Annotated in this window: 16 protein-coding genes; 8 read left to right on the top strand and 8 right to left on the bottom strand. The window is 46.0% G+C overall.

Going from position 1 to position 25612, the window contains the following annotated elements:
• Positions 1-157: 157 nt before the first annotated feature.
• Positions 158-1240, bottom strand: a complete 1083-nt coding sequence (gene ugpC / locus L1D60_RS10930; RefSeq protein WP_239841114.1) for a sn-glycerol-3-phosphate ABC transporter ATP-binding protein UgpC — start codon at positions 1238-1240, stop codon at positions 158-160.
• 297 nt (positions 1241-1537) lie between these two features.
• Between ugpC and L1D60_RS10925 the strand changes: the two genes are divergently transcribed.
• From L1D60_RS10925 to L1D60_RS10910, 4 genes are all read left to right on the top strand, one after another.
• Positions 1538-2458, top strand: coding sequence for a sugar ABC transporter permease (locus L1D60_RS10925; protein ID WP_239841113.1), 921 nt, complete (start codon positions 1538-1540; stop codon positions 2456-2458).
• A complete protein-coding gene (locus tag L1D60_RS10920) occupies positions 2458-3309 on the top strand; it encodes a carbohydrate ABC transporter permease (RefSeq protein WP_032551606.1) in 852 nt (283 codons plus the stop codon). The genes L1D60_RS10925 and L1D60_RS10920 overlap by 1 nt, the downstream gene beginning before the upstream one ends.
• Positions 3310-3475: 166 nt before the next feature.
• Positions 3476-4702 (top strand): ABC transporter substrate-binding protein, encoded by a 1227-nt coding sequence (locus L1D60_RS10915; RefSeq protein WP_150869181.1) that lies wholly within the window; start codon positions 3476-3478, stop codon positions 4700-4702.
• Between the two features lie 71 nt (positions 4703-4773).
• On the top strand, positions 4774-7881 hold the full coding sequence (locus tag L1D60_RS10910) for a beta-galactosidase (protein WP_239841112.1): 3108 nt from the start codon (positions 4774-4776) through the stop codon (positions 7879-7881).
• 183 nt (positions 7882-8064) lie between these two features.
• On the opposite strand, the gene ygjK is transcribed toward L1D60_RS10910, so the two are convergent.
• The 7 genes from ygjK to ebgR form a co-directional block, all read right to left on the bottom strand.
• Positions 8065-10440, bottom strand: a complete 2376-nt coding sequence (gene ygjK / locus L1D60_RS10905; protein ID WP_239841111.1) for an alpha-glucosidase — start codon at positions 10438-10440, stop codon at positions 8065-8067.
• A 15-nt stretch (positions 10441-10455) separates the two neighbouring features.
• Positions 10456-11520, bottom strand: coding sequence for a protein YgjJ (gene ygjJ / locus L1D60_RS10900; RefSeq protein ID WP_239841110.1), 1065 nt, complete (start codon positions 11518-11520; stop codon positions 10456-10458).
• Between the two features lie 366 nt (positions 11521-11886).
• A complete protein-coding gene (locus tag L1D60_RS10895; RefSeq protein WP_150893609.1) occupies positions 11887-13320 on the bottom strand; it encodes an amino acid permease in 1434 nt (477 codons plus the stop codon).
• A 540-nt stretch (positions 13321-13860) separates the two neighbouring features.
• Positions 13861-15285 (bottom strand): amino acid permease, encoded by a 1425-nt coding sequence (locus L1D60_RS10890; protein WP_239841109.1) that lies wholly within the window; start codon positions 15283-15285, stop codon positions 13861-13863.
• A 129-nt stretch (positions 15286-15414) separates the two neighbouring features.
• Positions 15415-15867: a beta-galactosidase subunit beta gene (locus L1D60_RS10885; RefSeq protein WP_239841108.1), complete on the bottom strand. Its 453-nt coding sequence runs from the start codon at positions 15865-15867 to the stop codon at positions 15415-15417.
• 3 nt (positions 15868-15870) lie between these two features.
• A complete protein-coding gene (gene ebgA / locus L1D60_RS10880) occupies positions 15871-18972 on the bottom strand; it encodes a beta-galactosidase subunit alpha (RefSeq protein ID WP_239841107.1) in 3102 nt (1033 codons plus the stop codon).
• Between the two features lie 310 nt (positions 18973-19282).
• Positions 19283-20266, bottom strand: a complete 984-nt coding sequence (gene ebgR / locus L1D60_RS10875; protein ID WP_239841106.1) for a transcriptional regulator EbgR — start codon at positions 20264-20266, stop codon at positions 19283-19285.
• A 391-nt stretch (positions 20267-20657) separates the two neighbouring features.
• Here ebgR and galE point away from each other — a divergent pair, with 391 nt between their 5' ends.
• The 4 genes from galE to galM all read left to right on the top strand — a co-directional run bounded on the left by galE (position 20658) and on the right by galM (position 25527).
• Positions 20658-21668: a UDP-glucose 4-epimerase GalE gene (galE, locus tag L1D60_RS10870; protein WP_239841105.1), complete on the top strand. Its 1011-nt coding sequence runs from the start codon at positions 20658-20660 to the stop codon at positions 21666-21668.
• Positions 21669-21894: 226 nt separating this feature from the next.
• Positions 21895-22947, top strand: a complete 1053-nt coding sequence (locus L1D60_RS10865) for a UDP-glucose--hexose-1-phosphate uridylyltransferase (RefSeq protein WP_239841104.1) — start codon at positions 21895-21897, stop codon at positions 22945-22947.
• Positions 22948-23180: 233 nt separating this feature from the next.
• Positions 23181-24341 carry a galactokinase gene (galK, locus tag L1D60_RS10860; protein ID WP_239841103.1) on the top strand — a complete coding sequence of 387 codons (1161 nt, stop codon included), beginning with the start codon at positions 23181-23183 and terminating at the stop codon, positions 24339-24341.
• A gap of 106 nt (positions 24342-24447) precedes the next feature.
• Positions 24448-25527, top strand: coding sequence for a galactose-1-epimerase (gene galM, locus L1D60_RS10855; RefSeq protein ID WP_239841102.1), 1080 nt, complete (start codon positions 24448-24450; stop codon positions 25525-25527).
• The last annotated feature ends 85 nt before the right edge of the window (positions 25528-25612 follow it).

The raw sequence follows: 25612 nt of genomic DNA, 5'->3' as shown, positions 1-25612 counted from the left end.
AGACGGTTTTTAGCCGAAAAAAGAGGTTGATTTGGTAACGTTTTCCCTTCAAACGTGGCTAAAAGGTAGGTAAGAGGTAAAGAAAATGAAAGAGGACAAACAGAAAGGAAGAGCAACAAAGCCAGTGCTTAAAACTGGCTTTGTATAAACCGTATAGTTATTCGATTCGTTGACCTTGGGCATCGAATAGATGACAGTCTTTCGCAGAGAAGCTTAGCTCGATAGATTGATAACGTGAGACTTCTTGATCACCAGGTAAGTGAACCTTAAAGCCGTCTATACCGCAAGATTGGCCGAACATATAGGTACTATTGCCAAGACGCTCAACCACTTCACTTTGAAACTCAATTGTGATGTCAGAACCGCCATCAATTTCTAGGTGTTCTGGTCTAATGCCGAGGGTCAGCTGTTGTCCTTCGGCTAGTTTTTTGTCTGGGAGTGGAATAGTAATTTGGCTATTACCATTAATCGTGAGCTGAGCATGGGTCTCTGAACAAGAGCCTACGACACAAGGTAAAAAGTTCATCTTAGGTGAGCCAATAAAGCCAGCTACAAACTCATTTTGTGGATTATGGTAAAGCTCTAGTGGTGAGCCAACTTGTTCTACTCTACCGTCTCTAAGAACCACGATTTTATCGGCAAGCGTCATCGCTTCGACCTGATCGTGAGTTACGTAAATCATGGTGTTTTGCAGATCTTGGTGTAATTTTGCGATTTGTAAGCGCATATCGACGCGAAGTTCTGCATCTAGGTTAGAGAGAGGCTCATCAAATAGGAACACTTTTGGGTTACGTACGATTGCACGTCCAATGGCAACCCTTTGACGTTGACCACCAGACAGCTCCTTCGGTTTACGTTTCAGCAAGTGTTCTAATTGTAAGGTTTTGGCTGCGCTGGTGACCTGCTTGTCAATGGTCTCTTTAGCGACGCCATTCATTTTCAGGCCAAAGCCCATGTTCTCTTCGACGGTCATATGCGGATAGAGAGCATAGGATTGAAACACCATCGCTACCCCACGCTCTGCAGGGTCAACATCATTAACGAGCTCATCACCAATATGGATCTCGCCTTCGGTAATTTCCTCTAGGCCTGCAACTAAGCGAAGGAGCGTAGATTTACCACAACCTGACGGACCAACAAAAACAACGAACTCGCCGTTGGTTATCTCTAAATCAACACCATGGATGGTCTGTACATCACCATAACGCTTAATGACCTTTTTTAAGCTGATATCAGCCATGCTATCTCCTTGCCTTGTTGGACTACATCACTTTGCCTTTAAAACATACGCATTCATCAGAAATTTGTTAGGTGCCTCGCACGATTTATTGATCCGGCTCATACAAATTTTACAAACTATTCCGTTTTTTGTGGAATCGTTTACACAATTTAAACATAACGATACACAATATGATTGCTGAGATTAATATTTGAGCATGGTTACGATTAAAGCTTAGCAATTTGATGATGTTTCGCCGATTAACTTTGAAACAAATGGAATTGTAAACAAAGCTATGAAGACAAGGAATTTGGGAAAATGGTGCAATCTGTGAAAACGATATACCCAGAAAATCGCATCCCATCAGCCAGAAAGAAAAGGCGCATCAGCTCTAAGCTGTCGCCGTGGCTGTTTTTAACACCGGCAATTGCCATCTTCTCGCTCTACGTGATCTTTCCGATTGTGGACAGTATCTGGTTGAGCTTTTTTGAGTGGGATGGACTTGGAGAGAAAGAGTGGGTGGGACTAGAAAACTACCGCGAGCTTTTTGACTCAGATGCATTTTACACCTCACTGACGAATAACTTTCTCTGGTTGATCTTCTTTATGCTTGCGCCACCTTGTGGTCTAGCTATTGCACTCTTTCTCAACCAACAAGTGAAAGGCATTCGTGTCGTTAAGTCACTGTTCTTCTTCCCATTTGTTATCTCTCAAGTGGTGGTGGGCTTAGTATTTGCTTGGTTTTATGACCCATCTTTTGGTCTGTTCAACATTGTACTGGCCTCGTTGGGTTTTGATCCTATTTCGATTCTCGCCAATGAAGACTACGTTACCTACGGGATCATCGTGGCAGGCCTGTGGCCACAAATCTCTTACTGCATGATTTTGTACCTAACAGGGTTGAACAACTTAGACCCTGAACAGTTAGAAGCGGCGAGGTTAGATGGCGCGAAGAAGTGGCGCATGCTGTGGTATGTGGTGTTGCCTCAATTACGACCTGCGACCTTTATCGCCGTGGTAGTCACCGTGATAGGTGCCCTGCGTTCATTCGATTTGGTTGCCACCATGACGGCTGGTGGTCCTTGGGGAAGCTCTACGGTATTAGCGTATCAAATGTATGAAGAGTCTATCTTTAACTATCGAATGGGTTATGGCGCTGCGGTTTCCGTTGTCCTATTCCTAATCATGGATATCTATATCGCTTACTTCTTGTGGCGTATGTTGAGGAGTGAAAAATAATGTATCCACAACCGATTCAAAAAGCAGGACGCTTTACCAATATCAGTTATCGAGTGGCGTTGCCTATCTCTATTGTGATGTGGCTGCTCCCACTCATTGCGGTGATGATGACCTCGATTCGCTCGATGGAAGATATCAACAAAGGTAACTACTGGGGTTGGCCGAGTGAGATTCAGTTCATCGAAAACTACACACAGGTGTTCACGTCAACATCGATGGGGCAGTATTTAATTAATAGCTTAATCATCACCTTGCCTGCAGTGGCAGGAGCGGTGGCGCTCTCGACATTGGCGGGCTATGCATTAGCAAAATACAACTTCAAAGCCAATCTTTGGATATTCGCGATGTTTATTGCGGGTAACTTTGTGCCCTTCCAAATCCTGATGATCCCAGTACGCGACCTAACGATTAATCTTGGCTTGTACGACACGCATTGGGCTTTGATCTTCTTCCATATCGCGTTTCAAGCCGGCTTTTGTACCCTGTTCATGCGTAACTTTATCGTTGGTATCCCCGATGCTTTGATCGAAGCCGCTCGCGTAGAAGGGGTCAGCGAATGGAAAATATTTTGGCATGTGGTTCTGCCACTGGTTCGCCCAGCATTAGCTGCACTCGCGGTATTGGTGTTTACCTTTATTTGGAATGACTTCTTCTGGGCTTTGGTTCTCGTTCAAAGTGATGAAGTGCGCCCAGTAACGGCGGGTTTGAGCTCATTGCAAGGCCAGTGGTTGGCGTCGTGGCAGTTTATGTCAGCTGGTGCGGTGGTTGCTGCAATTCCTCCAGTTGTCCTGTTCTTTACCATGCAGAAACACTTTATCGCCGGCCTAACGTTGGGAGCGACCAAAGGTTAAATATTGAATGAGGGCGCCTCAAGCTGGGAGCCCTTGTTTAAACAATCCACTTTAATAAATGCACAGAGAGTAACTAACCAGAAATAACCGAAGTACGAATAACTTTACCCGGCACAATAATAAAAATTGGACTTAGTGAGCCCCGCTCTATAACAAGGACCTACATATGAAATACGTGAAACATATCGCTGCAACTGCAGTGCTTGCTGCCTCCGTCTCGACTACAGCGTTCGCAGGAACCTTGGTCATCAACTCAGACGCCTCAGACCCTGCACCAAAAGAAGCATGGAGTGAGATCATCAGTCGCTTTGAAAAAGAGAACCCTGATATCACGGTTAAGTACAACCTGTACGACCATGAGTCATATAAAACCACGATTCGTAACTGGTTGGTGACGTCACCGCCAGATGTAGTGTTTTGGTATGCTGGTAATCGTATGAAGGCGTTCGTTGATCGTGGCTTGTTTGAAGATGTCAGCGATATTTGGGCTGACAACAACATGAAACAAGACTTCGCAGCCGCTGCACCTGCGATGACGGTACAGGGTAAGCAATATGGTGTGCCTTACACGTATTACCAATGGGGTATCTACTACCGAAAAGACATCTTTGAGCAGTATGGTATTGCTGAGCCAAAAACGTGGGAAGAGCTAAAGTCGGCGTCAGCAACGCTAAAAGAAAACGGCGTGACGCCATTTACCATAGGGACTAAGTATCTTTGGACGGCAGCTGGTTGGTTTGATTACATCAACATGCGTACCAATGGCTTGGATTTCCATATCCAATTGATGGATGGGAAAGTGCCATACAGCGATGAGCGTGTGAAGAAAACGTTCGCCAACTGGGCTGAGTTGGTTGAACCAGGCTACTTCCTAGATAACCACGCATCTTACTCTTGGCAAGAAGCGCAACCTTTCCTATACAACGGTAAGGCAGCGATGTACTTAATGGGTAACTTCATTACGCCAAACTTCCCAGCAGAGCTCGATGGCAAAATGGACTTCTTCCAATTTCCAGTCATTGACCCAAGCGTGCCAATGGCCGAAGATGCGCCAATGGATACATTACATATTCCATCGAAAGCCAAAAACAAGGCTGATGCTCGTAAATTCTTAGAGTTTGTTGCTCGTGCTGAAAACCAGCAGCTTATCAATGAGATGCTGTTGCAAATTCCAACGAATAACAAAGCGAAAGCCAAGTCAGATCCGTTCCTAGACAAAGGTGTTGCTATGTTAGCGGCGAGCGATGGTACAGCACAATTCTACGACCGAGATACCAACCCTGCGATGGCTAAAGAGGGGATGAAAGGCTTCCAAGAGTTTATGGTTCACCCTGAGCGTATTGATAAGATCTTGAAGAAACTGGATAAGGTCAGCAAGCGCGCCTTTAAGTAATTAAGCCCAAGCCGTAGCGACTGTCGCTGCGGCTTTCTTCACTCTGAACGGTATATCGCAAGGAACAGTTAATGAGAAGCTTCTCTCAAATCCTCTCAGCTCGTGAGTGGGAAAATCAACACATCACTCACCACAACGTCCTCGAAGCACATGCACCTTTGAGGGCATATACCTCAAAAGAGGGCGCACTAACTCGAACTGCATCGAATACCACATCTTTAAATGGCGTTTGGAAATTTCAGCTATTTGATGCGCCAGAGTTGGTTAGTGAAGCCATGATTGGAGAGCACTTTGATGATGAAATGTGGTGCCAAATCGAGGTGCCGAGCAATTGGCAGATGCAGGGATTTGATAAGCCCATTTATACTAACGTGAAGTACCCATTTGCAGATAAGCCTCCATTTGTACCTAGCGATAACCCTACTGGACTCTATAGAACATCCTTTCAATGCACAGAGCAAGAACTGACAAACACCCACCGAATTGTATTTGATGGCGTCAACTCAGCTTTTCATTTGTGGTGTAACGGTAAGTGGGTGGGTTACTCACAGGATAGCCGCTTGCCTGCCGAGTTTGATTTATCGGCGTTTGTAAAAACGGGTGATAACTCGCTAGCGGTGATGGTGCTGCGTTGGTCAGATGGCTCGTACCTCGAAGATCAAGATATGTGGTGGTTGAGCGGCATATTCCGCGATGTCACCTTGCTAACCAAGCCAAAGGTAGCAATCGAAGATGTCAAAATTGAAACCCAATTAGATGGTTCTTATCGTAATGCGCAGCTCAATGTGGATGTCAAAATATCAAAACAAACTGACGAGAGTAGCGGTGCTCATCAGATAAAAGTGACGCTGCATGACGCGCAAGGTCAGCCAGTGATTGAACCTGATATTGTCGATTTTGGTCAAAGATATGTGGATGAAAAAGGCCCTTGGCAGGAGTTAGCCTATAGCCAAAATTTAATCATCGACCCACACAAATGGAGCGCTGAATCTCCTTATCTCTATCGTTGTGTTATCTCGTTGGAGAATGAACAGGGCGAATTACTTGACTGTGAGGCATACGATGTGGGTTTTCGTAGTGTCGAGATCACCGATGGATTGTTTAAGGTTAATGGGAAGCCTTTGCTGATTCGCGGGGTTAATCGACATGAACATCATCCTGAATTTGGTCATACCATGACTCGTGAGGGCATGATTCAAGACATCAGACTCATCAAGCAGAACAACTTCAATGCTGTGCGAACGGCTCATTATCCTAACCATCCACTTTGGTATGAACTGTGTGATGAATACGGGCTGTATTTGGTTGATGAAGCGAATATAGAAACGCACGGGCAAGTACCCATGTGCCGTTTATCAGACGATGCCTCTTGGCTTAATGCCTATATGCGGCGTATTACTCGCTTGGTCGAGCGCGATAAAAACCACCCTAGTATTATTGTTTGGTCATTGGGGAATGAATCGGGGATTGGGCGCAATCATCACGCGATGTACCAATGGGTGAAGCTAACAGACCCAACTCGTCCCGTTCAATATGAAGGGGGAGGTGCGGATACCGCCGCCACCGATATTCTCTGTCCGATGTATGCCAGGGTGGATTGGGATTTACCTGTTGTTGCTCATCAACCAGAGGTGACACCGCGTGTAGGAATTCGAAAAGCGATAGCACTGCCCAATGAACAGCGTCCTTTGATTTTGTGTGAATACGCACATGCAATGGGCAATAGCTTGGGCAGCTTCGACAAATACTGGCAAGCCTTTAGAGATAATCCAAGGCTACAAGGTGGCTTTATTTGGGATTGGGTTGATCAGGGGATCACCAAGCAGGATAAAAATGGTCAGTCTTATTGGGGATACGGCGGTGACTTTGGTGATGATATCAATGACCGTCAATTCTGTATCAATGGTCTGGTTTTTCCTGATCGAACGATTCATCCCACTCTACATGAAGTGAAAAAAGCGCAGCAGTTTTATCAGTTCACGCTGGTTTCTGCGTCTCCTTTGGTGATTGAAGTGTGCAGTGAACATCTATTCCATGCCAGCCAAAATGAAATCTTAAATTGGAACATTACTCAAGACGGTGAAGTGCAGAGCCAAGGCAGCATTGAGTTATTGTTAGAGCCAGACTCGACTCTACAAATAGAGCTAGATGGCATTGTACTTCCTCAAAAAGCAAACGCACTCAACCACCTCAATTTGGAAGTCAGATTAAGCCAAGATACCAAATGGGCAAGTAAAGGACACATTACCGCTACTGAACAACTCTCTCTACCTACATTGTCGCAATTGGTGTTAGATGCTAATGCTTCAGAGCATCCACCGCTGATTGTCGAGAGCGATGAGCGGCTTGCAATTGTCGGTACCCAGTATCGTGTTGAGTTTGACCGTCTAACGGGTAACGTGGAAAGTTGGTTGAAAGAGGGCGTTGAGCAACTTGCCAGTGGCATTCGTGATAACTTCTATCGAGCGCCATTGGATAACGATATAGGTGTCAGCGAAGCTAATCGCGTTGACCCCAACTCTTGGATAGCTCGATGGCAGGCGGCGGGGCTTGATTCCCTGACGCCAGAGTGCATTGATTTCTCATACCTCACGAATCAAAACAAAGCCTTGGTGACGTCGAAAATCGCGCATCTTGTCGATGGACAGGTTCGTCTGTTGTCGACTTGGCAGTATCAATTCTATTCTGATGGCGAAGTGATTGTTGATGTGCACGTTCAGGCCGCTAAAGATTTACCATCGCTGCCACGTGTTGGCTTAACCTTCTCGCTAAAAGAGACGCCGAATAGTGTCGCTTGGTTTGGTCGTGGGCCACATGAAAACTACCCAGACAGAAAAAGCTCGGCTCATATTGGTCGCTATCAGCAAAGTGTTGAGCAGATGCATACCCCTTACATTTTTCCGTCCGATAGTGGACTGCGTTGTGATGTGCGTGAAGCCGTTATCGGTGGATTTGCATTGCAAGGCGATTTCCAGTTCTCAGTCAGTCGCTTCGGGCAACAACAGTTACAGAAAGCGAAGCATACCTGTGACCTCATCGAACAAGATCAGTTATTTGTTTATGTGGATGGCTTTCATATGGGAGTGGGTGGTGATGATTCATGGACGCCGAGTGTCCATGATGAGTTCAAGTTGACGCAAGAACATTACCGTTATCAGGTTCGATTTCTGTGTACGTAAAGCACTGATAGCTTGCTAGGAAAGTAAAAGGATCATGGTAGGCCAAATACTCTGATAGCTCCTTCATTCGCAGGTGTTGTCTCGAATATAAAAAAGGCACTCAGCAGAAAACTGAGTGCCAAAGCCTGAAATTTATGAGGTTATCTTTTCATTGCGTTCCAGGAGACAGGTATCGATTTTGATTTACTTTTCGTCCGTAAAGAAATCGTTGTATAGCATGTACAAGTGAGCTGCACTCCAAGAGAAGTTTGGCGCACCTTGCTGGTCACCGTTCAATGGGTTGTAGTTCTCACGGATTGGGCCGTCTTGCACCAAGCCATCGGCGTGGTCGAAGAAAGCGCCTGCCATTTCAATCGCATCATCACGGTAGCCGTAGCTGTCCATGCCTTTCAGACCGAAGTAGAACTGATCTACCCACACGCGTCCACGCCAGTAAATATCTGGGCCGAATGCAGGGCTAGATAGCGCTGCAGTGCCCAATGGAACGTAGGTGTTGAACTCTGAGGTGTCTTTCATCACAGAGACCACCGCATCCGCGTGTGCTTGGGTTGCTGCACCGTTGAACAGTGGTGACCAACCTTCAGGGCCTTTGCCACGTTCTACAATCGGTTTACCCGCACAGCCATTAGCTAACGGCTTATCTTCAATACGAATGTCGTAGTAGAAGTTGGTGCCTTCATCGAACATACAGGTGTTGATGTAGTTCGATAGGTGCTCAGCCTTTTCACGGAACTCTTTCGCTTCCGCTTCTTTACCCAGAATGTCCGCCATTTCCGCTAGGTACTTGTTATCGCTGTACATGTAGCTTGCTTGGTCAACGGATTCTTGTAGCAGTGAGTAGCCTAATAGAGTGCCATCTTCCGCGCGGTTTTGAGCGAATTCAACATCCCAATCACTGCGTTTGCCACCGTTGGCCACGTAGGCGTCTAGCTGGTCTTTATCGATGAAACCAAAGGCTGCCGCATCGTCACGACCTGACTCCCAAGACGCCGCGGTTTGAGCTGGGCTCTCGATGTAGTCATAGTTACCTTCTGCAACCACCTTATCCAGTGCCGCTTGGCCGATAACGGTTTCGTGTTTATCGCCACGAACCACTGTGAAGTACATCTCACCTTCAGGGGTATTGTGTGCTTTATCACGCGCTGCGCCGTACTCTGGAACACCGTTGCCGTTGTTATCGCGGTTACGTAGCCACCAATCGTGGTATGCCACTAGTTTTGGATACATCTCTTCTAACCAAGCTTCGTCGCTGGTGGTCTTGTAAACTTCCATTACCGCCCATGCTGCTAGGCTTGGCTTAGTATTACGTTCATTCCAGTTACCACCGTCGCCGCCACGCTCAGGGCTTAGGTTGTAAGCCAATAGATCTGGCACGTAACCTTCATCCCAAGGGCGAACAGGATCGTCAGCTTGAATTTGGTAGGCAAACATTGCGCGGATATTGTCTTTCGCTACGTCTGGGTTGAAGTGCGCCATTGCGTAAGCTTGTTTCCATGTATCCCACGGCCATGTTTGGTTGCCTGAGAACCAGCGCGCGGTTACCGATGGTGTCACAGAGTCAAACTCCATCGCACCTGCTGCGCCACGCCAGTTACCGTTTAGGGTTTCCATCGCTTTTACTGCAACACGCTCTTGCTCAGGTGTTGCATTCGGGTTGGTTAAGCCCATCTCTAGGTAACCTTCCCAGCGCGCTTCAGATGCCGCTAAGAAATCGGTAGGGTTTGCCATGATCTTTTTGATCTCAGGCTGTTCCGCTTTCGCTTCTTCTGCAGTTAACACGTGCGAGTATGTGGTGTAGATAGTGGTTGATTCTTCAATGCTTGCCGTTGAAGTAAACGTTAGGCCATCGATCTTAGTTTTGGTTGGAATCGACTTATGAACTTGGTACTCAGATTCGCCTGAAGTCAGTAGATCCCATGTTGAACGCACTTTACCGAAAGTGACCTTTAGGCCATCGTCGGTTGCAACGATCTGACGATTGTAGTCAGGGTAGGTCTCGGCAATGGTTTTATCGGTTTGTGCTACGCCTTCTTTCGCGTGTGTTTTTTCAAGCAGTTCACCGTCCCACACTAACTCAACTGGCGAGTCAGTGGTGATTTTAGTCTCTAGCAGAGAAGTGCGGTTAGAAGCAAAACGCATTGTCATCTCGACCGTTACATCGTCAGATTTTAGCGTCTGAATCAACGCACCCGGTAGGCTATAAGCCTCCATGGTGAATTCGACTTTTTTGCCATCTTTGTACACGCTTAGGCGGTCGAAGTTATCAGCCATGAAGTTGATGTACTCTTCAGTAAGCAGAGCGGTACCCGGGAAGCCACCCATGCCTTCAGCTGTGTCTGGTAGCAAGTGGCCGTGCCATGCGCCTAAGTCAAAGAATGGGTTGAAGCGTTGATGGTCATCGAAGTCGTAGTCACGCATGTATTCTGGTGAGCCAGTGCGGTCGATAACGTTTTTAAATTGGTTTGCTTGAAGCTCTTCAGAGCCAGTATTTGATGCGCAACCAGTAACAACAAGTGCTGCGCCAATAGCGATAGCTGCGAATGATTTGTTCAGTTTCATAGTGAGTTCCTGTTGTTACCAGTAGAAGTATTGCATTGCGAACACTTGTGCGTCACCGATCTCAGTGTCGCTGCCTACGCCAAAGCGGCTATCGAAAGCGGTCGCAAATGCACCGTTTCCGTATTCGTACCAAACACCCGCGTTGATGTATGACGTGATCTCTTTTTCGCCGTTGTCGCCATCAAAGTTAGCGTAGTTGTAAGCGGCAGATAGGTAGACGCCTTGCGCTGCTTCGTACCAAGCACTGGTTTGAATGCCAGACTCGCTGCCGAAAGATTCTTGGTTGCCTTTGTCTGTGTCGTGCCAAATACGCGTTGCAAAGTTCTTGTACTGAGCACCCAATAGTAGAAGTTCACCACCGTCGTTATTACGAACTTCACCACCACCCATGAGGGTAAAACCGTCCGCCAAATCGTATTGGACATAACCATTGATCATGGCGTTTTTGTCTTTCCATTGGTCTGCGAAGTTGTCGTATTTGCCAAAGTGGATGAGCGCATCGTCTTCCGAGAAATCAGATTCTGGAGCGAAGGAAACGCTGTAGCGCAGCTTGCCTTCTAGGTTTTGCACCTTCACACCAACGTGCACGTCACGAGTGTTTGAGATCGCGTAGCCGTACTCTACCGTTGGGTCACCCCACCATTGAACGTCATCCAGAGATGAGTCCATACGACCAACAATAAATTCTGTTTTTGCATCGGTTCGGTAACCAGCGTAGAAGCGGTTAAAACCACCTTCGAAGCCGCCCCAACCATGACCCGTTGCCCATGCATTGCCTTCGTCATCGGCTTGCACCGTCCAGCCTTCCATGTAAGCAAGACCAAACCAGTTGCCATGCTCGATAGCTAAACCAGCTTCAATGTATGTGCCGTCTGCGTAGCGGCCCTTGTCATCACCTTCCAGCGCTACATGACCACCAAGGCCAAGCTCACCATAAAAGTTAAATAGAGTTTCAGTTTCTGTTTTAGGAGGCTGAGTGTCGCTGTGGTTAGCAGCGGTTTCGTCAGCGTGGGCATTCGCCGTTAAAGCAGCAAGGATACAACTTGTAATAAGAGTGGTTTTAGTAAAACTACTTTTCATTTTGTTCACTTCTGTGTCGGGTTAGTAAATGAAGAGTCGTAAGCAGTTCTGACTTCTAATATGGGGTGCTCTCAAGGCGTAGTGGTCAGGTTACTTGCGTTCTCCCGACTGATATTACTGATAAATGTGTTGTTTAAAATACGATTAACCCAAAAGTGTGATCTATTTTAGTAAAATATTTACCGTTGTTTTATTTTGCGTTTTAGTTGAATTTGTCACTAGATTTTTGTGGTGGGTAATATTCATTAAGTGAATGATAAAGTGGGAAATAAAATAGAAAAAACAAAAAGACACCCATGAGTCAGTGGGTGTCTTTGGTGAAAAACCTAAGTTTTATTGACTATCTGTTATCCAGATATGCAGGATTTATGCATTGGCAGGTTCAGGTCTTGCTTCAAGCTTTTTCTCTTCAGCAGACAAGCTTTTTTCGTATTGACCGTATTTCCACCATGCGTAGCCTAAGAAAATCACGATACCGCCAACGTTGTAGAAGATGATGGTCATGATGTCGGCACCGGTTGGGAAGGTAGACGCGAAGAAACCTACAGTAAAGATACTGATAAGAATCGACACCGCAGCGATACCAACAGGGCGAGAACCCATGCGGAAATCACGTGGTAGGTGATCGAGTTTCAGGCGTAGGTGTAGGTACGCGATCATGATGAACAGTGGCGGTAGCATAGAAGCGGCTGCTGTCATGTTGATGATGGTGCTCATTAGGTCTTGTACTGTGTCTGATGCCAACGTTGGGATGAACATCAACGGAATCACGATGAAGAACTGAACCCAAGCAGCACGCTCTGGTACGCCTTGTTTGTTGAGAGCAACTGTCTTCTCACCAAAGATACCTTTAGGAATCTCAGAGAAGAAAATCTTAACCGGTGTTGCTGTCCACATCAGTAGAGAGCCCAACATTGCAGTGAAAGAAACGATGCCCACAAAGCGATTCATAAGAATTTCAGGTAAGCCGAAGTAGAGTGCTAAGCCTTCAAAGACCTGTACTGAACCACCAGTGAACTTAAGCTCTTCACGAGATACGAATACGTTAGCCAGGATTGAACCCACCGAGTACAGCGCACCAATAAAGATACCCGCAATGATGATTACTTTAACGAAAGACTTGTGACCACCCTTGATGTCGTTTACGTAAACTGCGACCGACTCTGCGCCGCCAGCGGCCATGAAGATCCAAGTGATGACGCCTAGGAATGCCCAGTTGAAGCTTGGTGTCATGGCTTCAATGGTGATTGGGTCAGCCGGTTCGATACCGCCGATTAACGCACCGCCTGATAGCAAAATGTAAGACATGGTCAACAGCAGCATCAGTGATGAAGTTAATGATGTTATTGGGCCAAGTAGTTTCGCGCCATTGTTAGAGATGTGCGTCGCGACCGCAAACAAAATGGTGCTCAATATCGCGGTGGTCATTGGCGTGAATATGTACTCGAAACCTAGGAACGCGTAAGACGCGTATGCGATGATTCTAGGCAGTAGAGAGGTGAAGAAGAACAGGTTAACAAACCAGTAAGTGTAAGCCGAAATAAACGCCCAGCGACCGCCTAGAGAGCTTTTAACCCAAGAGTAAACACCTGCTTCTGAATCTTTATTCAGGGATACGAACTCGGCGACGATCAAACAGAAAGGAACGAAATAAAAGATGGTTGCTAAAAAGAACATCGGAGCCGAAGAGAGGCCAATTTCGATGTTGTTATTAATGATGTTATTGAAGCTATATACCGCCGCGAAGGTCATAGACAGTAGGGCAAACTTGCCTATCGTACTGCGTTTATTATCGGACATGATGTTCTCCGGTGAATCACGTTGATGATCGTTAGTACTTGGTTCTAGGGAGGAAAACCTAGACCGTGTTTTTATTATTGTGTTGGTTTGCTAACTCCCTTTCTTAAGTGAGGGGAGAGCGATTATTGTTGTTATTTTTACGATCGGTCTTCGATGTGGTTACGTTAATTTAAGTAAACTTATTACTTAGTGAACGCGGTTGTTAACAAAGAAGAGGATAGAAGAGAAGGGTATTTCACACTTGACACTATTAAAGGCTTGTAGGGCTTTGTGTCGTTTTTTGTTGCGTGGAAACGGTCATCTCTTCAACAAGAAGATTAAAGTTTAGACGCCAATAAGTTAACTGAATTTAGTCAAATATGTGAGCTAAGGTAAATATATTTAGTTAATGTTTTACTTATGGTTTTTGTGGCTGTTTATGAGAGGTATACACTTGACGGAATGGCGTTTTTATTCTTGAGTTTTGTGTTTAATTGTCTGATTTAAATGAAAAAAAGCGCCGTGATGGCGCTTTTTATAAACTAGTGTGTTTTGTGGTGATTACGACTGCTTAGCAGTTTCTAGCTTTGCTTCTTTGCCTGCTTGCTTCTTTTCAAAGCGAGAGATCCACCACCATGCAATGCCAGAGAATACCGCTGTCATAAATACGTTGATGAAGAAGGCTTGAACGAGGTCAACACCTGTTGGGAAGGCTGACGCTGTCATGCTCACAACGAAGATAGTAATCAACACTGAAACCACAGCCATACCTTGAGTACGAGTACCCATGCGGAAGTCACGTGGTGTATCGTCATGCTTCAAACGGAACACAAAGTAAGCCACCATGATGAAGATCGGCGGTAGCATTGCGGTACCCGCTGTTAGGTTGATAGCCGTGTTCATCATGTCTTGTACGGATTCAGAGCCGAAGCCGTTAACCACAAGCATTACGAATACGAACGCAAACTGCCACCATGCTGCACGAACTGGAACACCATGTTCGTTTAGCTCTGTTGTTTTCTCACCGTAAACACCTTTAGGAATCTCAGAGAAGTGGATTTTTACTGGTGCTGCTGTCCACATCATCATTGAACCAAACATCGCGACGAACAGAACGATACCAACAAAGCGACCAACTAGAGATTCAGAGATATTGAAGAACTGAGCCATACCAGTGAAGATTTCAACCATGCCGCCTGCATACGTTAGGTCTTCACGAGCAACGAACACGTTTACTAGCAGTGAGCCAATTGCGTACATTGAACCGATAGCAATACCTGCACCGATGATTACTTTAATGAAAGACTTATGTCCACCTTTCACATCGTTTAGGTAAGCCGCCGCTGTTTCAGCGCCACCTGCTGCTTGGAAGATCCAACACATGATGCCTAGCGTCGCCCAGTTAATGGTTGGAGACATAGCTTGAAGCGTGATTGGTTCAGCTGGTACGTGGTCACCACCTAGCGCCATTAGAGCACCGATCACGTAGATTCCGAACAGTGCGAATACACCGTAAGCCACGATTTCAGAGATTTTACCTAGCCAGCTCGCACCTTTAGTCGAGATGTGTGTCGCTGCAGCAAACAGAACAATCGAGATCACTGAAGTGACTAGCGGAGAGAAGGCGTATTCGTAACCTAGCATCGCGTAAGACGCGTAAGCAATCACGTTTGGTAGCAGAGATACAAACCAGAACAGGTTAACGAACCAGTATAGGAATGAGCCTAGGTAAGCCGCTTTCGTTCCAAGTGGCTTTTTCAGCCAGTCGTACATGCCCGATTCTGAGTTCTTATTCGCTGAAACAAATTCAGCAATGATGAAAACGAATGGAATGAAGTAGATAAGGGTCGCAAGCAAAAAGATAGGGGCAGAACTTAATCCCAATTCGATGTTGTTGTTTACGATGTTGCGAACGTTAAATACCGCTGCAAATGTCATGGATAGTAGGGCAAATTTGCCTAACTTTCCGCGTACAGATTCAGACATAGTAGTGTCCTCCGGGAATCACGTAATTATAGTAGTTATGTTCTAAGTCTTTTTTGGCGACTTAGAGGGTTAATTATTCAGTGAGCCTTGAACGGCAAGGCTCACTCTGTGAATAGATAGGGTTATTGCTTATTTATTGAGGAAGTAACCGTCTTCAATCGTCACTTTCAACACCACTTTGCGAACTCGGTTATCACCATGGAAACGGTAAGCTTGGTTGTTATCAAAGATTGCCACTTGCCCTTCAGATAACACACGCATTTCGCCGTTACCCATTAGGTGTTCACGGTCGGTCTCATCGCTGTAAGCTTGGATCTGCTCTAGCTCGGACTTCGCGGCGAACTCAACCGTTTCTCGGCCTTCTAGGTAGTAGTGCACATCGAAGTAGCGACGATGACCGGTGAAGTTTTCTGTGTTGCGAGCCACGCCGTCTTCAATCATGTAAGCCAGTGAGTCACCAATTGAATACATCACGCCATCCTTGATGTTGCCGATGTTTTCAATCGCTTCTACACAGCGTTGCCATTTACGACCATCGCGGTAGACGACTTTAAATTGTTCTAAGTTCTCTAAAACGATCATCGCTTATGCCTCGTTCTGTTGTGGTTGAGCTTTAGGTGTGTTCGCCGTAAAAAACTCATCGCCAAAGTTGTGATTGATTAGGTGCTGCGCGTCGCAATCGCCTGCTTGGAATGGAATCAGAGTTAAGCCGTAGCGGAACTCGTCCATGTACACACGGTAAGAGTCGAGCACTTCGCTGCCCCAAGAGTTAGAGCCTAAGCCCATCACTTGGTGATCAAGGTTTAGGGTGATGTAACCGCTTTTCTCTAGCTCAATGGTGTGTTGTGCTTGGTGCAGGTTTTGATTGGTGTAGAACCATGCGCTGAAGTTGATTTCTTGCTGTGGTTTTACTGCAATACCATTACCCGCACGGCTTGAAAGTGCAGCCCAACGAACATGTTGGCGGTTGCCGTTGTTTTGTGGGAATGGGTAGTTCTCGAACATGTCTGCAACGGTTGATTGGTACACATCAATCATGTTGGCTTGCTTGCTGTCTTGGTAGTTCTCTTCTGGGCCTCGGCCGTAGTATTGAACTTGGTCGAAGTCACCATTGATGCCCATATCGAAACCAATTACTGGAATCACATGAGGGTACTCACCGTATCGCTCGCCGCTTAGCTCTACGTTCAATTGGCCCTCAGCATTAACTTGGTAGCGGTATTCACAACGCATACCGAAATCGAATACTGGTGGAGCAATGATGCTGGTGGTGGTGATCTCTACCTTGCCATTTACCTGTTCAACGTTCAGCGTGCGGAAGTGCTCCTGCATAATCTGTAGGTGGGCAGGCTCCCAGTAACCATCGTGCTCTTGCTTATGGTTATCGATCATTGGCTTGAAGAAGTTGATTCGCGGTTCTGACTTAATCATCTCTTCGCCATTGACCAACCATGACGTTAGCTTGCCGTTCACTTTCGAGAAGCTTAGGGCAAAGTTATGGCCTTTGATTAGGTAAGCAAGACGAGACTCTTCTACATTCAGTGCCGTTGCATTGTTGTTGGTGAAGGCTTCTAGCTGCGCCGTATTCTCTTTCATTTGGAATTGGTATACCGCGATATCGTGGTTCGCTTCGCTGTAAGGCGTGCGAGAATCTTTGCGCACAGTAAAGTTCACAAACACTTCGCGCTCATCAAGTTGTGGCAAGTTAAGTGTCAGTTCACGACTAGAGTTTTCAGAGAGTCCTTCAACCTTGATGTGTTGTACTGCAATGGTTTCGCCTTCTGCGCGAATCTCTGCAGTGATTGTGTAGTCATCAATGTTTGAGAACCATAACTTGTTATCAACGGTGAATGTGCCATCTTCAGCATTGAAGTCACGGATCTTCACTGGTGCGATAACCTGCTTGTACTCTTTTAAGCCAGGGCCTGGTGTTTGGTCTGGGTAGATCAAACCGTCCATGCAGAAGTTGTAGTTGTTCGGGTAATCACCGTAGTCACCGCCGTACTTGTAGAACTCGGTACCTGCTTCATCACGCGCCAAGATGCCGTGGTCACACCATTCCCAAACGTAGTGGCCTTGAATTGCATCGTGCTTGTAGAACACGTTTTGGTACTCGGTTAAACCACCTGGGCCGTTACCCATAGCGTGTGCGTATTCACAGATAATGCGTGGCTTTTCGTGTGGGAATTCGCCGAAGGCATTCATCAATTGAGCACGTGAGTACATGGTAGAAATGATGTCGACCACTTCAGCATCACGGTCTTCTTCATAGTGAACTAAACGTGTGTCATCAATCGCTTTCGCTGCAGCGTACATAGAGCGGATGTTGCAACCGTAGCCAGATTCGTTACCTAGCGACCACATGATGATAGAAGGGTGGTTCTTCTGAGCGTGAATGTGGCGTTCAATACGCTCAACAAACACCGCTTCCCATGCTGGATCGTTGGTAATACGGCTTAGGTCACCAACGTTAGCAAAGCCGTGTGTTTCAACGTCGGTTTCACCCATCACGAATAGGCCGTAGATGTCACATAGTTCGTAGAAGCGTGGGTCGTTCGGATAGTGCGCGGTACGCACTGAGTTGATGTTGTGTTGCTTCATCAACACCAAGTCTTTCTCTACGCGATCCATGCCAACTGCGCGACCTTTTAGGTGGTCGTTGTCATGACGGTTTACACCGTGCAGCATCACGTATTTGTTGTTGATGTAGAACAGACCATCGTGAACTTTGATGTCACGGAAACCAACGCGTTGTGGAATCACTTCTAGCACTTTGCCGTCAGCGTCTTTGAGTGTTAACAACAGTTGGTAAAGGTATGGATTTTCAGCATTCCATTGAACTGGGTTCACCACATCGATAGAGAATTGAGTATCTGCACTTCCGTCTACAGTTAAGTTATCTACTGAGCCTTGGGAGATAACTTGGCTGCCATCAAGCAATGCGTACTCAAGAGTTGCGTTGGTTGCTGCTGCTAGGTTTTCTAGCGCAACGTTGCACGAAAGGGTCGCGCTTTGGTAAGCGTCGTCAAAATCAGTACGAACCGTTAAGTCTTGAACGTGAAGTTGTTCTTTACCAACAAGGTAAACATCACGGAAGATGCCGCCTGTCCACCACATGTCTTGGTCTTCAATATAGGTAGAGTCTGCCCACTGCATCACGCGAATAGAAAGTAGGTTGTTCCCCGCTTTAACGTGGTTAGAGATATCGAATTCAGCGGTGAGTCGGCTGCCCTTGCTGAAACCAACGTATTCACCGTTTACGTAAACTTCAAAGTAGGTCTCTACGCCATCAAACTTGATGATGGTCTGTTTCTCATCCCAGCTTTCGCCAAGGAAGAAAGAGCGTTGGTATGCACCTGTTGGGTTGTCTGATGGTACGAAAGGTACATCAATTGGGAATGGGAAACCTTCATCTGTGTATTGAAGATCACCGTGGCCTTCCATTTGCCACATGTTTGGTACCGTAATCTGGCCCCAATCGCTCATCTCTTGAGAGTAAAACTCTTCAGGAACCAATAGTGGGTTAGTGAAGTAGCTGAAATTCCATTGGCCACTTAATAGCTGGAAGTGGCTGCTTAGTTCACGTTGAAATGTTTTAGCGGTTTTTTCTGATGCGTATGAGAAAAAGTAAGCACGCGGTGCCATACGGTTCTCATGTAAGTTCAGGAAGTTTTCCCAGTTGTTCACGTTGCCTCTCTCTCGGCCTATTTGAATGCTAGCCGACGTTCTTATGCGTAATTGGTCGTAGTGAGTACGAGTATTTTTTGGACTGAGGTAATTATTAGTAAAAGTTTTACTAAATGAAAATAGTGAAAACGTTTTACTTTAACTGCATCACATTTTTATAGGGCTTTTTACGGTGCTGTGTGATCGACTTAAAAGAATGTTATGTGGTGAAACAGTGGGTGTTCAAATGAGGGGATTGAGGGAGAACTCTTGATACAAAAAAGCCACCTCAATATGGAGGTGGCTTTAACTATCTATATGAAATTAATGATTATTTTGTAGTGTCTCTGAGTTTTAACTTGCTTGGTACATAGACGCGTAATGGGATTGTACGCCCGTCACGAGCTTTCTCAATGAGCAGGTTAACACCTTGAATTCCCATCAGTTCAGAGTGAATGCGAACCGTTGATAAAGATGGGAAGGTAAACTTAGCAGTAGGGATATCATTTACACTGATTAGAGCGATGTCTTCTGGAATGTTCAATCCATGCTCATGAATAGCACGTAATACGCCAATTGCGATGGAATCTGAAGCAATAAACATCGCTTTCGGATAATCACCGCTTTCTAGCATCTGCTTCGCTAACTTATAGCCTGATAAGCTTGAGAAGTCTCCACGATAGATATCCTGTTCACTCACTACGTTCTTAAGAATGCCGTATTCTGCAAAAGCGACTTCACGAATATCTGGGGTATTCACATCATCTTGGCCACCAATAAAACCGATGCGATCGTAGCCCTGGTTAATAAAGAAGTTTGTGATCTCTTTACTGATTCGAGCTAGGTCGATATCAACGGAGTCGTATGGTTCTGAATGATCAGTGAAGTCCACGTAACAGATGTTATCAGTGAGCTTTTTCGCTTGCTCGATGATTTCTGGCGACATTCTACCTACCAGAAGAATACCGGTAATGGCACTAGAGTTTGACTGTATTTTACTTTCATAACAGTTGGTTAGCTCTATATCCATTTTCTCGCACTGGGTTTCAATACCGTGGCGAATAGATAGGTAGTACGGGTCGTTCACTTCGGCTTCTTGCTTGTAATTGTAGAGAGCAAGAAAGTGATGAGCCTGTTTTTTACTGCTCACCGTTTTACGTGAGCTGCTGGTTTTGTACTCCAGCTTTTCAGCAATTTCAAAGATACGCCTTTTGGTTTCTTCCTTAACACTCAATGTTGGGTCTTCATTAAGAACCCTTGAAACCGTCGCCAATGATACATTTGCTTCGGTTGCGATATCTTTTAACGTTGCCATACTCACTTCCTGTTTTTGGAACACTGGGTTGCTCCAAACATGTATGAGCTAAAAAACCAGTGCACCTCTCTAATTCTGCAAAGTCTATTGTAATGAAACTGGAAGTCATTGCATTAACTTTTAGTAAAATAACTTCAGAACTCTTAGTGCATATCGCAAATTTCACTATTCATAATTATCTTATTTAAATTCAATGAATTAGCTTGCTATACATTGATTGCACCAACCATCTACGTCATGAGTTATCTGTGAAACTTTGTGTAAACGTTTACACTTCGTGGTTTTGATCACAGAATTAGTTCCAAATTGGCTGCTAGTATTTAATTAACGCGGCGCTATTGGGTTGAGATATTTCCCATGAGTGTCATCAAGACTAAGAGAGAGGTTGATTGTGAAAGTACTGGTTACAGGCGGCATGGGGTATATCGGAAGTCATACTTGCATTCAAATGATGCAGGCTGGTATGGAGCCGATCATCGTTGATAACTTGTGTAACAGCAAAGAATTGGTGCTTGAGAGAATCGAAGCACTCACTGGTCAACGCCCAACCTTTTACCTTGGCGACATTCGCGACGAATCTTTCCTTGATAGCGTATTTGCAGAAAACAACATTCAAGCAGTGATTCATTTTGCTGGTTTAAAAGCAGTGGGTGAATCGGTCGCGAAACCTTTGGAATACTACGACAACAATGTGAATGGCTCTTTGGTACTGGCTCGCTGTATGAAAAAAGCGGGTGTTAAAAGCATTGTGTTTAGCTCTTCAGCGACAGTTTATGGTGATCCTGAGGTTGTGCCAATTACAGAAGATTCGCCGACAGGCGCAACCACGAACCCTTATGGTCGCAGCAAGTACATGGTTGAAGAGTGTTTAAGCGACCTGTTTAACGCAGAAAACGATTGGAGCATCACTCTGCTTCGTTACTTCAACCCAGTTGGTGCACATCCATCAGGCACCATGGGGGAAGATCCGCAAGGTATTCCTAACAACTTGATGCCATTCATCGCGCAAGTTGCCGTCGGTCGCCGTGAGAAGTTAGCTGTATTTGGTAACGATTACCCAACTCCTGATGGTACTGGCGTTCGTGATTACATCCACGTAATGGATTTAGCTGATGGTCATGTCGCGGCATTAAAAGCGGTCGGCGAGAAAGCAGGCCTGCATATCTACAACCTAGGTACAGGTAAAGGCTCAAGTGTTCTCGAGATGGTTGAAGCCTTTGCTAAGGCATCAGGTAAACCCGTCCCGTATGAGATTTGCCCACGCCGTCCAGGTGATATTGCCGAGTGCTGGGCAAGTACTGAAAAAGCAGAGCGAGACTTAGGTTGGAAGGCGACACGCAGTGTTGATGAAATGACGGCGGATACTTGGAATTGGCAGTCGAATAATCCAAATGGCTACTAAGAATATTTTAGGTTCGTGAGAAAGAGAGATTCCAGATATCTCGTGCCTCGATTCTTGAATGACGGATGAGCACAAGGCATGAAGCAGTTGCCTTTGCACAAATAGTACAACGAGATCACACGTCATTCCCTACAGCGAGGGACGAGCGTGATAGGGAATCTCCCCAAAGCAGAATTATTCATCTTGGTTAATTGACCAAGACACAAAAATTAAGAGCAATGTAAGTATGTCAAAAGTTGAATTTAACCCAGTAGACCACCCGCACCGTCGTTATAACCCACTAACGGGTCAGTGGATTTTAGTATCACCACATCGAGCGAAGCGCCCTTGGAGTGGTCAAGATGAGAAGCCATCAACCGAGCAACTTCCAGCGTACGACAAAGAGTGTTTCTTGTGTCCGACCAATACGCGCATCTCAGGGGATGAAAACCCAGACTACGACGGGACTTATGTTTTTAGTAATGATTTCGCGGCGTTGATGCCTGATTCACCTGATGCTCCAGAGTCTGAAAACCCTCTATTTAAGACTCAAGGTGTTCGCGGGTTGAGCCGCGTGATCTGTTTCTCGCCTGATCACAGCAAAACATTGCCAGAGCTACCGGTTAATAAGATCCGTGGTGTGATTGATACTTGGAACGAGCAGATTGAAGAGCTTGGTCAGGAATACGTTTGGGTTCAAGCGTTTGAGAATAAAGGCGAGACCATGGGTTGTTCTCAGCCTCACCCACATGGCCAAATCTGGGCGAACAGCTTTCTGCCAAACGAGATTGAACGCAAAGAAAAACTACTAAAAGAGTACTTTGAACAACAAGCTTCAAACCTGTTGGTGGATTACGTAGAAGCAGAAATGAAAGACGGCTCACGCACGGTAGTTGAAACCGAGCACTGGATTGCCGTTGTGCCTTACTGGGCGGCTTGGCCGTTCGAAACCATGTTGCTACCAAAAACACACATTCGTCGTATGAGTGAACTGACCGACGAGCAACGTGATGATTTGGCGGTTGCGATTAAGAAACTAACAAGCCGCTACGACAACCTGTTCCAATGTTCATTCCCATATTCAATGGGCTGGCACTATGCGCCATTCTTTGAAGAAGGTACTGATATTGACCATTGGCAATTGCATGCGCTGTTCTACCCACCACTACTGCGTAGCGCATCGGTGCGCAAGTTCATGGTGGGTTATGAAATGCTCGCTGAATCGCAACGCGACCTCACGGCAGAGCAAGCGGCGCAGCGTCTACGTGATTTGAGTGACGTGCATTACAAAGAGCAGTAATACGCTGCTTCGTGGGTAACAAGCGAGATTCCTGATATCTCGTCCCTCGGTTCTGGAATGACGACAGATGAGACGCCTAAGACGTGAAGTTTCTAGGAGTCTAAAAGCTAAGAAGCTGATGTTGTCATTCCCAACCGGGAGAGATGAACGTGATAGGGAATCGAACAGAATTAAAGTGGTGCCGATAAGGGGCCACAATCAATTGAATAAAAGTTTAACCAGAGAGTCTCCTTATGTCTGATCTAATCCAAAATGCAAAAGCGTCGTTCAATGCGGTACTCAATTACGCTCCGACTCATATCATCCAAGCGCCAGGCCGTGTAAACCTGATAGGTGAACACACCGATTACAATGATGGTTTTGTCCTACCGTGTGCCATTAACTACCAAACAGTGGTGGCGGCAGCGAAACGTGAAGACAACATCGTGCGAGTGGTATCGGTTGACTATGGTGATGCAGTGGATGAGTTCGACCTAACCCAAGAGATCACCTTTCAACAAGACAAAATGTGGGCGAACTACATTCGTGGTGTGGTGAAGTGTCTGAAAGCGCGTGGCTATGAGTTCAATGGTGCCGATATTTCGGTAACGGGTAATGTGCCTCAAGGGGCGGGATTAAGTTCTTCGGCAGCTTTAGAGGTGGTGATTGGTCAAACCTTCAAGGTGCTTTACAACTTGGAGATCAGCCAAGCTGAAATCGCACTAAATGGTCAACAAGCTGAAAACGAATTTGTTGGCTGTAACTGCGGCATCATGGATCAAATGATTTCTGCGGAAGGCCAAGCCAATCACGCAATGCTTTTGGACTGCCGTAGTCTAGAAACGACACCCGTTTCAATGCCAGAAGATATGGCAGTGGTGATCATCAACTCTAACAAGAAACGTGGCTTGGTCGACAGTGAATACAACACTCGTCGTGAGCAGTGTGAAGAAGCTGCACGCATCTTTGGTGTGCCTGCACTTCGTGATGTCACGATTGAGCAGTTCAATGCAAAAGTGGATGAACTGGATGAGATGGTGGCCAAGCGAGCTCGTCACGTGATTACTGAGAACGATCGTACAGAGGAAGCGGCCGTTGCATTGCGTAATCATGACATGAAACGCATGGGCGAACTGATGGCGGAATCTCATGCTTCAATGCGTGATGATTTTGAAATCACCGTTAATGAGATCGACGTTTTGGTTGAAATGGTTAAAGAAGTGATTGGCGATGAAGGTGGCGTGCGTATGACGGGCGGAGGCTTTGGTGGCTGTATCGTAGCCTTAGTGCCACCAACGCTGGTTGACGAAATCAAAGCGACGGTAGAGCAGAAATATCAAGCAGCTACAGGTCTAAAAGAATCCATTTATGTGTGCCAAGCGAAAGACGGAGCGGGCATAGTTGAAGTAATCTAACCCTTTGATTATAGGTCTGCTGAAGTAAAAAGATCATGGTAGGCCAAATAGTAAAGCCTTTGCACTTTTGTAGAGGCTTTTTGCTGGCACTAGGAAGGAATGTAGGATGACACAAGCGCAAAGTTTGCATCAGTCAATGACTCAAACGGCAGCCTATGATGGGCAACCTGCTCAGTTGGTGACATTAACCAACCAACAAGGCATGGAAGTGACACTGATGGATATTGGCGCGACATGGTTGAGCTGTATCCTGCCAGTAAAAGGGAATAACAGAGAAGTGCTATTGGGCGTAAACTCAATGGAAAACTTCAATAAGCAAGCCAGTTATATGGGAACCACAGTCGGCCGCTACGCTAATCGCATTGCAAAGGGGCGTTTCAAGATTGATGGTGTTAACCATAAGGTCGATGTCAATCAGGCAGGGAACACTCTGCATGGTGGTCCTAACGGTTTTGATAAGCGCCGCTGGACTACTCAAGAGCAAACCGAAAGCTCGGTGACTTATGAATTAACTTCCCAAGATGGTGACCAAGGATTCCCGGGTACCCTTAAGGTATCGGTGCGTTATCAACTGACAGAAGATAACCGAGTATCCATCGACTACTTTGCCACAACCGATAAAGAGACCGTGGTTAACCTAACCAACCATGCCTACTTCAACTTGCTGGGTGCAGAGTTAGAGCAAGATTGTTTGTCGCATATCGTCAGCATTAATGCGTCTCAGTATTTACCGACAGATAAATCTGGCATTCCGTTGAGTGGGCTTAAATCGGTGAAATCGACCAGCTTTGATTTCAATCGGCCTACGATGATCTCAGAGCGTTTGATGGGCGATGAGCAGCAGAAAAATGCCAAAGGTTATGACCATTCATTTCTGTTAGCGGAAGAGTGTCGAGCGGGTAAATGTGCCGCGACGGTGACTTCGCCTGACGCACTTGTCACTTTAAAAGTGTTTACGACCAAGCCTGCGATGCAGCTTTACACCGGGAACTGGTTGGCAGGAACGCCAAATCGTTCCGGTACAAGCTATCAAGATTACGCAGGTGTCGCGTTGGAAACTCAGTTTTTACCAGACTCGCCAAACCATCCAGAGTGGAAGCAAGAGAGCTGTACTCTTAGACCTGAACAAGAGTATCGCTACCAAACTTGCTATCAGTTTGAATTTTCGGGGGATTGTTCAGACTGAGTCACTCAGCTCAAAGGGTGTGGTGAACCTCGTTATGGGGAGATTACTGACGAGGGAATGACTAAAATACATTAGTGAGAGTATG

Origin of the sequence: Vibrio sp. Isolate30, assembly GCF_022397975.1 — a bacterium.
Taxonomy (GTDB): domain Bacteria; phylum Pseudomonadota; class Gammaproteobacteria; order Enterobacterales; family Vibrionaceae; genus Vibrio; species Vibrio fortis.
This window is presented reverse-complemented; position numbering and strand designations above follow the sequence as displayed.